This is a genomic window from Hydrogenophaga borbori, from assembly GCF_003417535.1.
Classification (GTDB): Bacteria; Pseudomonadota; Gammaproteobacteria; order Burkholderiales; family Burkholderiaceae_C; genus Hydrogenophaga; species Hydrogenophaga borbori.
On record NZ_QVLS01000011.1, the window covers coordinates 192,357 to 204,922 of the forward strand.

General features: G+C 71.9%; 13 protein-coding genes. 5 read left to right on the top strand and 8 right to left on the bottom strand.

The window, feature by feature from the left end; all coding sequences use genetic code 11:
• From DY262_RS17105 to DY262_RS17125, 5 genes are read right to left on the bottom strand one after another with little or no spacing between them, the layout of a single operon-like run.
• A complete protein-coding gene (locus tag DY262_RS17105) occupies positions 1-957 on the bottom strand; it encodes a PDR/VanB family oxidoreductase (protein WP_116960310.1) in 957 nt (318 codons plus the stop codon).
• On the bottom strand, positions 954-1,994 hold the full coding sequence (locus tag DY262_RS17110; RefSeq protein ID WP_116960311.1) for an aromatic ring-hydroxylating dioxygenase subunit alpha: 1,041 nt from the start codon (positions 1,992-1,994) through the stop codon (positions 954-956). Before DY262_RS17110 ends, DY262_RS17105 begins: the two co-directional genes overlap by 4 nt.
• An 18-nt stretch (positions 1,995-2,012) precedes the next feature.
• A complete protein-coding gene (locus tag DY262_RS17115) occupies positions 2,013-3,533 on the bottom strand; it encodes a tripartite tricarboxylate transporter permease (RefSeq protein WP_116960312.1) in 1,521 nt (506 codons plus the stop codon).
• Positions 3,530-4,030, bottom strand: coding sequence for a tripartite tricarboxylate transporter TctB family protein (locus DY262_RS17120; RefSeq protein ID WP_116960313.1), 501 nt, complete (start codon positions 4,028-4,030; stop codon positions 3,530-3,532). Before DY262_RS17120 ends, DY262_RS17115 begins: the two co-directional genes overlap by 4 nt.
• A 7-nt stretch (positions 4,031-4,037) precedes the next feature.
• Positions 4,038-5,009 carry a Bug family tripartite tricarboxylate transporter substrate binding protein gene (locus DY262_RS17125; RefSeq protein ID WP_116960314.1) on the bottom strand — a complete coding sequence of 324 codons (972 nt, stop codon included), beginning with the start codon at positions 5,007-5,009 and terminating at the stop codon, positions 4,038-4,040.
• A gap of 126 nt (positions 5,010-5,135) precedes the next feature.
• On the opposite strand from DY262_RS17125, the gene DY262_RS17130 reads away from it, so the two are divergent.
• Positions 5,136-6,053, top strand: a complete 918-nt coding sequence (locus DY262_RS17130) for a LysR substrate-binding domain-containing protein (RefSeq protein ID WP_116960315.1) — start codon at positions 5,136-5,138, stop codon at positions 6,051-6,053.
• Here the strand turns inward: DY262_RS17130 and DY262_RS17135 are convergent.
• From DY262_RS17135 to DY262_RS17145, 3 genes are read right to left on the bottom strand one after another with little or no spacing between them, the layout of a single operon-like run.
• Complete coding sequence (locus DY262_RS17135) at positions 6,044-7,369, bottom strand: sulfatase family protein (protein WP_116960316.1); 1,326 nt, start codon at positions 7,367-7,369, stop codon at positions 6,044-6,046. The genes DY262_RS17130 and DY262_RS17135 overlap by 10 nt on opposite strands.
• 7 nt (positions 7,370-7,376) lie before the next feature.
• A complete protein-coding gene (locus tag DY262_RS17140; protein ID WP_116960317.1) occupies positions 7,377-8,345 on the bottom strand; it encodes a Bug family tripartite tricarboxylate transporter substrate binding protein in 969 nt (322 codons plus the stop codon).
• A 29-nt stretch (positions 8,346-8,374) separates the two neighbouring features.
• Positions 8,375-9,337: a Bug family tripartite tricarboxylate transporter substrate binding protein gene (locus DY262_RS17145; protein ID WP_116960318.1), complete on the bottom strand. Its 963-nt coding sequence runs from the start codon at positions 9,335-9,337 to the stop codon at positions 8,375-8,377.
• Between the two features lie 113 nt (positions 9,338-9,450).
• Here DY262_RS17145 and DY262_RS17150 point away from each other — a divergent pair, with 113 nt between their 5' ends.
• The 4 genes from DY262_RS17150 (at position 9,451) to DY262_RS17165 (ending at position 12,553) form a co-directional block, all read left to right on the top strand.
• Positions 9,451-9,969, top strand: coding sequence for a MarR family winged helix-turn-helix transcriptional regulator (locus DY262_RS17150; protein ID WP_116960319.1), 519 nt, complete (start codon positions 9,451-9,453; stop codon positions 9,967-9,969).
• 76 nt (positions 9,970-10,045) lie between these two features.
• Entirely contained in the window at positions 10,046-11,107 is a 1,062-nt protein-coding gene (locus tag DY262_RS17155; protein WP_070399386.1) for an SAM-dependent methyltransferase, read from the top strand.
• A gap of 4 nt (positions 11,108-11,111) precedes the next feature.
• Entirely contained in the window at positions 11,112-11,918 is an 807-nt protein-coding gene (locus DY262_RS17160) for a DUF1295 domain-containing protein (RefSeq protein ID WP_116960320.1), read from the top strand.
• Positions 11,915-12,553 (top strand): DUF6134 family protein, encoded by a 639-nt coding sequence (locus tag DY262_RS17165; protein WP_147326262.1) that lies wholly within the window; start codon positions 11,915-11,917, stop codon positions 12,551-12,553. The genes DY262_RS17160 and DY262_RS17165 overlap by 4 nt, the downstream gene beginning before the upstream one ends.
• Positions 12,554-12,566: the final 13 nt, after the last annotated feature.

Below are 12,566 nucleotides of genomic sequence, written 5' to 3' on the forward strand. Positions count from 1 at the left end.
CTAGATGTCGAGCACCAGCCGGTCGCCGGCGCATCGCGAAACACAAACCAGCATCCGCCGCTGGGCCGCGCGCTCCTCGGGCGAGAGCACGCTGTCCAGGTGCAGGGCCTCGCCTTCGAGCAGGGGCGCCTCGCAGGTGCCGCACAGGCCCTCGCGGCAGGCGAAGGGGTGCTCCACGCCCAGCCGCTCCAGGGCGTCGAGCACGCTTTCGTTCGGGGCCACCGTGGTTTGCAGCCCGCTGCGCGACAGCCGCAGGGCGAAGCCGCGGCGTTCGTCGCCGCCCTCGACGTCGCTGGCCTTGAAGCGCTCCATGCGCACCGAGCCCGCGGGCCAGTGCGCGCTGGCGCGCGCCAGCGCGTCGAGCATGGGCGCGGGGCCGCAGGCGTAGAGGCCGTCCCAGTGCGCGTCGGCGAGCAGCGGCGCGGCGTCGATCGGTCCGCCCTGTTCGTCGTCGAAGTGGGTGCGCAGGCGCGGGCCCGCCAGGGCCTTGAGTTCGTCGAGGTAGGCCAGGCGCGAGGCGCTGCGCGCGCAGGCGAGCAGTTCCCAGTCCAGGCCCTGCGCCGCGCAGTGCCGCGCCATGGCGACGATGGGCGTGACGCCGATGCCGCCGGCCACCAGCAGCACGCGGCGGTGCGCCGGGTCCATGGCGAACAGGTTGCGCGGGGCGCTCACACGCAGCGCCTGCCCGGTGCGCAGCTGGTCGTGGATCCACGAGGAGCCGCCGCGGCTGTGGGCGTCTCGGCCCACCGCCACCAGGTAGTTGGGCTGGCGCTCGGCGCCCTGCGCGTTGACCAGCGAGTACTGGCGCGTCAGCCCGTTGGGCAGCGCCAGGTCGATGTGCGCGCCCGGCGCTGCGCCGGGCAGGGCCGCGCCGCCGCGGTGGCTGAGCTCGATCGCGAGCACGTCGCGGGCGAGCGGGCGCACCGCGCTGACCACGACCTCGGTGCCGCCGTTCATGCCTGCGAGCCCGCTTCGGCCTTCACCAGTCGATCGATCAGCCAGCGCGCCTGGTTCAGGCCGGCGTCGGCGGCGATCGGCACCAGCGGCCGGTCCGGCGCCTGGCGCATGACCTTCTGCTGCGCCTCGATCATGGCGCGGTCTTCCTCGAAGGCCACCACCACGTCGCGGTAGATCTGCTCGGTCATGGCGTCGTTGTCGAGCTCGAAGTTGCGCGCCTGGCAGAACCAGTAGTGGCTGGTGTGTTCGGTCTCGGGGGTCTGGATCGAGGTGTGGCGGAACTGCAAGGCCTCGGGCACGCGCGTGCCCTGCGGCGCGCCGCTGCCCGCGGGCGCGGAGCCGGCGTCCATGCGCAGCACGGCCGGCGGCGTCCACTGGTAGATCTGCCAGCGGTCGACCTTGCCCTCGAACCGGGCCACGCGCTTGTGCAGGTTGGGCATCTCGTCGTCGAGGTACCAGCGCGTGATGGTGAGGCTGCCGTTGCCCGCGGTGTCGCGTTCGATGCGCGGTTTGAGGTCGGCCGCGCTGCTGGTGCCCAGCGTGGTGGGGTGTACCCAGGCCAGGTGGGTGAAGTCCAGCAGGTTGTCCACGATCAGCCGGTAGTCGGCCTGGTAGTGGATGTAGCCGGGCTTCATGCGCCACTCGGGCGAGTCGTGCCAGAAGCAGTCGACGATGTCCTCCGCCTTGGCCAGGGCCGGGTCGCCCATCCAGATCCACACCAGGCGGTTGCGCTCCACCACGGGGTAGCTGCGCACGCAGGTCTTGGGCGGGATCTGGGCCTGGCCCGGGATCTCCACGCAGGCGCCCGAGGGGTCGAACTTCAGCCCGTGGTACAGGCAGCGCACGCAGTCGCCTTCCTTGCGGCCCAGGTGCAGCGGGGCGGCGCGGTGGCAGCAGCGGTTCTCCAGGGCCACGGCGCGGCCCTGGCTGTCGCGGTACAGCAGCACGGGCTCGTTGAGCAGGGTGCGTTCGAACAGGCCCTCCGGGGGCACTTCGATGTCCCAGGCGGCGACGTACCAGGCGTTGCGGATGAACATGTCTCGCTCCAAAACGTTTTACGAAGAGGCTTGCTCGCGCGTCTCGCGCGCTCGCCAGTGCAGCCGCAGACCGCGCACCAGGGGCTGAAGAACGGCCAGCGCGCAGGCGGCCAGCAGCGCGGCGGCGATCGGTCGCGTGAAGAAAATGGACCAGGACCCGGAGGAGACGCTGAGCGACTGGCGCAGCGTCGACTCCAGGATGTCGCCCAGCACCAGGCCCAGCACCAGCGGGATCACCGGCAGGCGGCCCAGGGCGCAGGCCCAGCCGAGCACGCCCGCGCCGAGCGCGACCCACACGCCGTACATGGAGCTGCTGGTGGAGTAGGCGCCGGTGAAGCACAGGGCCAGGATCGCCGCGCCCAGCCAGCGCGGGTCGAGCCGGCTGAGCCGCGCGAACGGCCGCGCCAGCACCAGCAGCAGGAGCAGGGTGGCGATGTTGATCGACACCAGCGCGGCGAAGATGCCGTAGACCAGCTCGGGTTGGTCGGCGAACAGCGTGGGGCCCGGCACGATGCCGTGCACGATGAACACGCCCATGATGATGGCGGTGATGGCGTCGCCGGGAATGCCCAGGGTGAGCACGGTCAGCATGGCGCCGCCGCTGTTGGCGTTGTTGGCGGTCTCGGCGGCGACGATGCCCTCGGGGTTGCCCTGGCCGAAGCTCTCGGGCTGTTTCGCGGCGCGGCGCGCGGCGAAGTACGACATGGTGGTCGACAGCGCCGAGCCCACGCCGGGCAGGATGCCGATGGCCGTGCCGATGCCCAGCGAACGCAGCAGGGTGCGCGGGTAGCGCAGCGGCTCCAGGAAATGCTCCAGCCGCGGCTTGCCGAAGGCGGCCATGGGCTCCGCCGTGCGCTCGCCGGGCGGGCTGGACAGCAGCACCAGGGCCTGCGCCACGCCGAACAGGCCGATCACCACCGGCACCAGGGGCAGGCCGGTCTGCAGCGCGGTGAGTCCGAAGGTGAAGCGCTGCTCGTTGGAGGTGGGGTCGATGCCGACCGTGCCGATGAGCAGGCCCAGGCCGATCATCATCACCGCCCCGCCGATCTGGCGCTCATAGGCGCGGGCGATGAAGATCATGGCCAGCAGCGCGGCCATGAAGTTCTCGGCCGCGCCGAAGCGGCTGGTGAACTGCGAGACCGGCGCGGCGACGAAGGCCAGCACCAGCGCGCTCACGATGCCGCCGACGAAGGCCGAGGCGAAGGCCAGCGACAGCGCGCGCTCGGCCTCGCCGCGCTCGGCCATGGGCGCGCCGTCGAACATGGTCATGATGGACGAGGCCTCGCCCGGCGTGCGGATCAGGATGGAGGTGACCGCGCCGCCGTAGTACGCGCCGACGTAGATGCCCAGCAGCAGCGTGATGCCGGCCAGCGGGTTCATGCCATAGGTCAGCGGCAGCATCACCGCGATGGCCACGCCCGGGCCGATGCCGGGCAGCACGCCGATCACCACGCCGGTGAGGGCGCCCACGGCCACGGCCAGCAGCACGGCCGGGTGGGCCAGCCCCGCAAAGCCCATGAAGGGTTCCAACCAGCTCATGCCAGCCACCCTGTGATCCAGGGTTCGACCCAGGGCTCGGGGAACCAGACGTGGAACAGCTCGACGAAGACCAGCTGCAGCACCGTGGCCGCGATCACGGCGAACAGCGCCGAGGCGCGCCAGGGCAGGCCGGCGCCGCGGCAGGCGGCGAGCAGGAACAGCGCCACGCCCGGGGCGAAGCCCAGCAGCAGCACGGCGGGCACCAGCAGCACGAAGAGCGCGAGCCCGGCCAGCGCCACGCCGAGGCGGCCTTCACCGGTCTCCACTTCCTCGTCGCCCAGGGCCGCGTCGCCGCGCTGGCGCAGGCGCAGCAGGTGGGCCAGCGCGCCGAGCAGGATCAGCCCGGCCGCCAGCAGCGGAAAGGCGCCAGCGGATTCGTACCAGTGCGCGGCCAGCTCCGTGCCGTTCACCAGCGCCGGCAGGTTCAGGGCGATGGCCCCGGCCATGAGGCCCAGGACCACCGAAAGGGATCGCGCCACGGCGCCCGGCAGGCTCATTGCGCGCTCACTTCTTCACCAGGCCCAGCGATTCCATGACCGGGCGCAGCCAGGCCGCGTCCTGCTGCATCAGCGCGCTGGTCTGCTCGGGCGAGAGGTGCTCGAACAGCGTGCCCGACTTCTCGGCGTAGGCCTTCACCAGGGGGTCTTGCAGCGCGGCGTCGAGCGCCTTGGCCAGCGTCTGGATGATCTCGGGCGGTGTGCCCTTGGGCGCGAACAGGCCGGTCCAGATCGACACGTCGAAGCCATAGCCCAGCTCCTTGGCGGTCGGCACTTCGGGGAAGGCGGGCAGGCGCTTGGGCGTCATGGCCACCAGCACGCGCGCGTTGCCGGCCTTGACCTGTCCCATGATGTTGATCGACTCGACCGTCACCACGTCGGCGTCGCCCGCATTGAGCTGGGTGTAGCCCGGCGAGGGGTAGGAGACCAGCTTGGGCTTCCAGCCGTCGATGCCGGACATGCGCACCACGCTTTGCGTGGGCACGGCGCCCGGACCGAAGTTGCCCAAGATCACTTCCTTGCCCTTGGCGTGCGCGGCCAGCTCCTTCATGGTCTTGAAGGGCGCGTCGGCCTTGGCGGCCACCACGAAGGGCAGCACGTTGTAGATGCCGATGGGCGCCATGTCGGTCATGGCGTAGGGCGCGTTGCCGGCGATCACCTGCGAGACGGCCGGTCCGATGTTGATCGAGCCCAGGGTGTAGCCGTCGGGCGCGGCCTTCACGAACTCGGCGGTGCCGATGACCGCCTGGCCGCCCGGCTTGTTGATCACCTGCACCGGCACGCGCAGCTGCTTGCTCAGGGCCTGCGAGACGGTGCGCATGCCGACGTCGGCCGAGGTGCCGGCGGGCCAGGGCACCACCACCTCGATGGGCTTGCTGGGGTACTTGGCCTGCGCGTGCGCCAGGCCGGCGATGAGCAGGCCGGTGGCCGCGGCGAGGGTGGTGCGCAGCAGAAAGCGGCGCCGCTGGAGGAAGCTCATGTTGTCTCCTGTCGTTCGTGTGGGGAGAGGGTGGGGGCGATGCTAGGGAGGGTTCGTGATCGGCACCAAATCGCTTTTGCCGACCTATGATCCGCAAACCCGATCTCCGTAGAAACCCTGGACCCCATGAAACTGCAGACCCTGCAAGCGCTGATCGGCATCGAGGAGCTGGGCAGCATTCGCGCCGCCGCCGCGCGCATGCACATGTCGCAGCCCGCGCTCACGGCGGCGATCCAGCAGCTCGAGGCGGAACTGCAGGCGCCCTTGCTGGCGCGCAGCAAGCAGGGGGTGAGCTTCACGCGCTTCGGCCAGGCGTTCATGCGGCACGCGCACCTCATCGTGTCGGAGAGCCAGCACGCGCAGGAAGAGATCGCGCAGATGCGCGGGCTGTGGGAGGGGCAGGTGCGCTTCTCCACCTCGCCGGCGATCGCGCTGGCGGTGCTGCCCCAGGCCCTGGCCAGCTTCTCGGCCAAGTACCCCGGCGTGGTGCTGTCGGTGCGCGACGGCCTGTACCCCGGCGTCACGCCCGCGCTGCGCGAGGGCACGCTGGACTTCGCGATCACGCCCGCGCATCGGCAGGAGGTGCAGAGCGACATCGTGGCCGAGCCGCTCTACCAGAGCGACATCGTGATCGTCGCGCAGCGCGAGCATCCGCTGGCGCAGGCCACCAGCGTGGCCGAGCTGCGCGACTGCCAGTGGGTGCTGTCGAGCGCGCCGGGCGGACCGGGGGCGGTCATCGACGAGGTGTTCGCGCGCGCTGGCCTGGGCGAGCCGCGGCTGGGCATGGTGTGCGAGTCCTTCCTCGCCCTGCCGGGCGTGGTGACGCATTCGCGCATGCTCTCGACCATGCCGCGCACCCTGTTCGAGATGAACGCCTTTCGCGAGTCGCTGTGCATCGTGCCGGTGCGCGAGGCCATGCCCAGCCCGACGATCTGCGTGCTGCGCCGCCACGACCTGCCGCTGACGCCGGCCGCGCGCGAGCTGATCGGCTGGATCCAGCACGTGGCGCTGGCCGGCCGGCGCGCGCCGGCCGATCAGCGCTGAGGCATGTCCTTGTAGGAGTAGCCCAGGCTCACGGTCGCGTCCTCGGGGATCGGCGGCATGCTGGCGTTCCAGGCCTCCCAGCGTTCGCGCATGGCGGCCAGGCGGTCGGGCTCGCGCGGCGCCAGGTTGGCGCGCTCGCGCGCGTCCTGGGCGATGTTGAAGAGGTAGTCGTTGCCGTCCACGCGCAGGTACTTCCAGTCGCCTTCGCGCAGCGCGCGCTGGCCGCGGTGATTCATGCGCCAGTGCATGGGGCGCTCGATGCGCGCGCCGGCGTCACGCCACACGGGCAGCAGCGACACGCCGTCGGGCGCGCAGGCGGCGTCGGGCGCCACGCCAGCGGCGTCCAGCAGGGTGCGCGAGAAGTCCATGCTCATGCCGTGCTGCGCGGTGCTGCCGCCGGCCGGCACCTGCGCGGGCCAGTGCACGATCCAGGGCACGCGGATGCCGCCCTCGGTGAGGTCCATCTTGCCGCCCACCAGGGGCCAGTTGTCCGAGAAGCGCTCGCCGCCGTTGTCGCTGGTGAAGACGACGATGGTGTTCTCGGCCAGGCCGTGCCGCTTGAGCGCGTCCATGATCCAGCCGATGCCTTCGTCCATGTGGTGGATCATGCGGCGGTAGCTCTCCACGTTGCCACCGTGCAGGTGGAACAGGTTCTTCGCCAGCTCGGGCGCGATGTGGGCGTCGTCGCGCGTTTCCCAGGGCCAGTGCGGCGCGGTGTAGTGCAGGCTCAGCATGAAGGGCGTGCCGCCCTGGGCGCCTTCGGCCATGCGGTCGACGTAGTCCACGGCGCGCCGGCTCAGCAGGTCGGTGAGGTAGCCCTCCTCGGCCTTTTCCTCTTCGCCGAACCACAGGTCGTGGTCGCCGGTGCTGGCGCAGTGGGTGAAGTAGTCCACGCCGCCGGCCATGGGGCCAAAGAATTCCTCGTAGCCGGAGCGCAGCGGCCCGAAGGCCGGCGGGTAGCCCAGGTGCCACTTGCCAATCAGCGCCGTGCGGTAGCCCGCGCCGCGCAGCAGCGAGGGCAGGGTGGGGTGCTCGGGCGGCAGGCCCAGGGTCTGGCTCTTGCGCGCCTTGCTGTTGATGGGCTCTTCGGCCGCGCCACGCAGCCGGTACTGGTAGCGCATGGTCATCAGCGCGAAGCGCGTGGGCGAGCACACCGGCGAGTTGGAATAGCCCTCGGTGAACTTCAGGCCACCGGCGGCCAGCGCGTCGATGTTCGGTGAGACGCGGCCGAAGCCGGCTTCGCGGCCGCCGTAGCAGCCGAGGTCGGCGTAGCCGAGGTCGTCGCAGACGATGTAGATGATGTTGGGGCGGTTCATGTCGTGATCATTCCACTTTCATGCCGGTGGCCTTCACGATCGCGCCGTAGCGCGCGTTCAGGTCGGCCAGGCGCTGGCTGGCGGCGGCGCCGGTGAGGCCTTCGTAGAACAGGTCCAGGCCGTTCATGCGGGCCTTGACGTCGGGGCGTTGCAGCGTCTCGGCGATGGCCTTGCCGATCTGCTGCACCAGGGCGTCGGGCGTGGCGGCGGGGGCCATCACCACGTAGAGCACCTCCTGCTCCAGGCCCTTGAAGCCGAGCTCGCCCACGGTGGGGATCTCGGGCGCGAGCGCCGAGCGCTGGCGGCTGGTGACGGCCAGGGCGGTGATCTTGCCGGCCTTCACGTGCGGCAGCATGCCCGGCGTGGCCAGCGCGCCGCCGTCCACCTCGCCCGCGAGCACGGCGGTGACGGCTGGCGTGTTGCCGCGGTAGGGAACGTGGGTGAGCCGGTGCCGGGTGGCCTCGGCGAACACCTCCACCGCCAGGTGGCCCGGGCTGCCGCTGCCGGCCGAGCTGAAGTTGAAGTGCTTCGACCGGCTCTGCTCCACCAGCTGGGGCAGGGTCTTCAGGCCGGTGGAAGGGTGCACGCCGATCAGCAGGCCCGAGGAGGCCATGACGATCACGGGCTTGAGGTCCGCGGCCTTGAAGCCCTGGTTGGGGTAGAGGTGCGGATTGATGGTGAAGGTGGTGTCGATGCCGAACAGCAGGGTGTTGCCGTCGGGCGCGGCCTTGGCGGCGTCGGCCGCGCCGATGTTGCCGGCCGCGCCGGGCTTGTTGTCCACCACGAAGTTCTGCTTGAACCGCTCGTGCAGCCCCTGGGAGACCGAGCGCGCCAGGATGTCCGCCGGGCCGCCCGCGGGGAAGTTGGTGACGAAGCGCACGGTCTGGGCGGGCCAGGCCGTCTGGGCGTGCAGGGCGGGGGCGGCGAGGGCGGCGGCGAGGGCGAGGCCCAACAGCGCGCGGCGGCGAACGGTCATGAAAAAACTCCTTCGGACAAGGCGGGTGCTCAGTCGAGCTGGATGCCGGTGGCCTTGATCGGGGCCTCCCAGCGCTTGAGGTCGGCCGCCTGCGCGGCGGCCAGTTCGGCGGGCGTGGAGCCCACGGCGTCGTAGCCCAGGCCGAGCAGGCGCTCGCGCAGGGCGGGCGTCTTCACCGCGGCGGCCACGGCCTTGGACAGGCGGTCGCGCGCGGCGGGGTTCATGTTCGCGGGGCCGTACATGGCGAACCAGGCGGTGGCCACCATGTCGATGCCGCTTTCCTTGAGCGTGGGCACCTCGGGCACCTGCGGGTCGCGCTGCGCGCCGGTCACGGCCAGGATGCGCACCTTGTTCGTGCGGTGCAGCTCGGCGGTTTCGGAGACGACGTCGAACTTGTAGTCGATGTGGCCGCCCAGCAGCGCGGTGTTGGCCGGGCCGCCGCCCTGGAAGGGCACGTGGTTGAGCTTGGCGCCCACCTGCTGCTCGAACAGCACGCCCATGAAGTGCGGCAGCGTGCCCAGGCCGGGCGTGCCGTAGGAGGCCACGCCCGGCTGCGCCTTGGCGGCCTGCACCATCTCGCCCACGGTCTTGGCCTTGCTGGCGGGGCCGGCCACCACGCCGAACTGGAAGTTGGCGATCAGCGAGACCGGGCTGAAGTCCTTCACCGCGTCGTAGTCCAGCTTCTTGTAGACGTGCGGGAACAGCACCATGGGGCCACTGGGCAGCACGATCACGGTGTGGCCGTCGGGCTCGGCGCGCTTGACGAGGTTGAGCGCGATGCGCCCGCCCGCGCCGGGCTTGTTCTCCACCACGATGGGCGCGTACTGGTCGCGCAGGTGCTCGCCGAGCAGGCGGGCCAGGGTGTCGGCCGAACCGCCGGGCGGAAAGCCCACCACGATCTTCAGCGGGGTCTTGTCCTGCGCGAAGGCGCCGCCGCCCAGGGCGAGGGCGGCGAGCAGGCTGGCGTGGATCAGGCGGCGGCTGAAGCTCATGGTGTGTCTCCGGTGGTGGTGGTGGTCGGCGTGCGGGTGGTCCCGCTTGGAGCCGGCCATGCTAGGGATTCACAATCGATTGCAGAAATCAACCGTTCTACGGGTTTACCCTGATGTCCTCCACCCCTCCCGGGAGCGACCGGCTGCTGCACCCCGAGCGCCAGGCCGACTTCCTGCTTTACCGCCTGTACCGCATCCACATCACGGCCGGGCGCACGGTGGTGCGGATGTGCGAGGAGCGGCACGGCATGACGCGGCGCGAGTGGCGCGTGCTGTCCTTCCTGGCCGAGAACGAGGGCGTGCTGTCCTCGGCGCTGGCCGAGCGGGCCATGCTGGACCGGGCGCGCACCTCGCGCACCCTGACCTCGCTGGCGGGCAAGGGGCTGATCGAGCGCCGGCCCAAGCCGCACGACCGGCGCGAGGTGCAGATCTTCCTGAGCGAGGCGGGGCGCCGGGTGCACGACGACATCTTCCCGCGCATCGCGGCCATCAACCACGCGCTGGTGCGGGGCCTGTCGCCCGAGCAGCGGCGGGCGCTGGACGCCATGGTGGCGCACGTGCAGGCCCTGGCCGACGGCATGCTGGCGGGCGAGGCGCCGCTGGCGCGCGACAACCCGGACGACGACCTCTGAGGCGGCGCTCCCCCCGGCTGATCCACGGCGCGTTCTCCCGCGTACAAGGGCCATTCGCCACTTCATGGGGGCCCGCATGGCGCTCGATCTGTCTTCCGTGGCCCTGCAATGGGCCGAACGTGGCTGGCTGCCCGAGCCGGCCCTGCGCTTGGGCATCCGGCGCCTGCTGCGCGAGCGGCTGGACGAAACCCGCCACCAGGACCCCGAGGGCGCCGCCGCGCTGACGCAGGCCTTCCTGGCCTCGCTGCGGGCCGCGCCCCTGGCGCTGCACACCGACAAGGCGAACGAGCAGCACTACGAGTTGCCGCCCGCCCTGTTCGAGGCCATGCTGGGCCCGCAGCGCAAGTACAGCTGCTGCTGGTGGCCCGAGGGCGTGTCCTCGCTGGAAGCCGCCGAGGAGGCGGCGCTGGCCGAGACGGCCGCGCGCGCCGGCCTGGCCGACGGCCAGCGCATCCTGGAGCTGGGTTGCGGCTGGGGCTCGCTCAGCCTGTGGATGGCGGCGCACTACCCGAACGCCAGCATCCTGGCGGTGTCGAACTCGGCCTCTCAGCGCGCCTTCATCGAGGCCCAGGCGCGCGCGCGCGGGCTGGGCAACCTGCGGGTGCTCACCTGCGACTTCAACGCCTTCGGCGAGGACGGCGCGCACGACGGCCAGTTCGACCGTGTGGTGTCGGTCGAAATGTTCGAGCACCTGCGCAACTGGCCTCAGGCCTTCGCCAAGGTGGCGCGCTGGCTGCGCGACGACGGCCGCTTCTTCATGCACGTCTTCGTCCACCGCGAAGCGCCATACGCCTTCGAGGCCCGCGACGCCAGCGACTGGATGAGCCGCCACTTTTTCTCGGGCGGCATGATGCCCAGCGACGACCTCGCCCTGCTGTGCCAGGACGACCTGGCCCTGCTGGAGCGCTGGCGCTGGGACGGGCGCCACTACGCGCGCACCGCGGCGGCCTGGCTGGAGCGGCTGGACGCCCACCGGGAGGCCCTGCGGCCGGTGTTCGAGTCGGTCTACGGCGCGCGCCAGGCGCCGATGTGGTGGCAGCGCTGGCGGCTGTTCCTGCTGTCGGTGGAAGAGCTGTTCGGCTACGACCAGGGGCAGCAGTGGTGGGTGAGCCACTACCTGTTCGCGCCGCGGCGCTGAGCCCATGGAAGGCCACCACGCGCTGCTCGCTGCCGCGGCCGCGGGTCTGTTGACCGCCGTCGCGATCGCGCTGCCCACCTGGCTGGCGAGCCTGGTGCTGCGCGACGCCAGCGTCGCCGACCGCGTCTGGCCGGCCTTCGTCGCGGCGCCCGCCCTGGTCTATGCCTGGCGGCTCGGCGCCGACGCGCGGGCCCTGGTCATGCTGTTCATCGCGCTCGCCTGGGCCCTGCGCCTGGGCGTGTTCATCACCTGGCGCAACTGGGGCCACGGCGAAGACCGCCGCTACCGCGACATGCGCGAGCGCCACGGGCCCGGCTTCGCGCTCAAGAGCCTGTACCTGGTGTTCTTGCTGCAGGCGCTGCTGGGCTGGGTGGTCGGCTGGCCCCTGCTGGAGGCCATGGGGCGCGCTGGCGCGGCCTGGGGCCCGTGGGACTGGGCGGGCGCGGCGCTCGCCCTGGGTGGCCTGCTGATGGAAACCGTGGCCGACGCCCAGCTGGCGCGCTTTCGCCGCGAGCCCGCGAACCGCGGCCAGGTGATGGACCGGGGCCTGTGGCGTTGCTCGCGCCACCCCAACTACTTCGGCGAGGCCTGCGTGTGGTGGGGCCTGGGCCTGATGGCGCTGGGGGCGGGCGGCGCGGCCGGCGCCTGGTGCCTGGTCTCTCCCCTGATGATGACGGTGCTGCTGCTGCGGGTGTCGGGTGTGACCCTGCTGGAAAAGGACATCGGCGAGCGCCGCCCCGCCTACCGCGACTACGTGGCGCGCACCAGCGCCTTCTTCCCTTGGCCGCCCCGGCGCGGAGGCGCGCGGTGAGGGCCTGGGGCGGGTGGGCGCTGGCCTGGCTGCTGGCGGGGGCCGCGGCGGCGCCCGCGCGGGCCGAGGTCTGGGCCTTCGAGGTGCGGCTGGACGGCCGGCCGATCGGCTCGCACCGCTTCGAGCTGAGCGGACCGCCCGAGGCGCGCGAGGTGCAGAGCGTGGCGCGCATGGACGTCACCCTGCTGGGGGTGCCGCTGTACCGCTACCGCCACGAGGCGCGCGAGCGCTGGCGTGGCGATTGCCTGGACGGGGTCAGCGCGCGCACCAACGACGGCGGCGAGGCCAGCCAGGTCGAGTGGCCCGACGACACGGCCGGCGCGGGCGGGCCGGTGCGGCCCGCCTGCCTCATGAGCTACGCCTACTGGAACGCCGCGCTGACGCGCCAGACGCAGCTGCTCAACCCGCAGACCGGCCAGCTCGACGCGGTGCGTTTCGAGCGCCTGGCCGATGCGCCGCTGGCGGTGAACGGGCGCGAGGTGCCGGCCGTGCGCTGGCGGCTCATCGCCACCGCGCCCGCGCCCGCCGCGACGCGCCAGACGCTGACGCTGTGGCTGGAGCGCTCCAGCGGCCGCTGGATCGGCCTCGACGCCCTGGTCCGGGGCGATCGGCTGCTGAGCTACCGATTGCCCTGAAGCCTGTTCATTC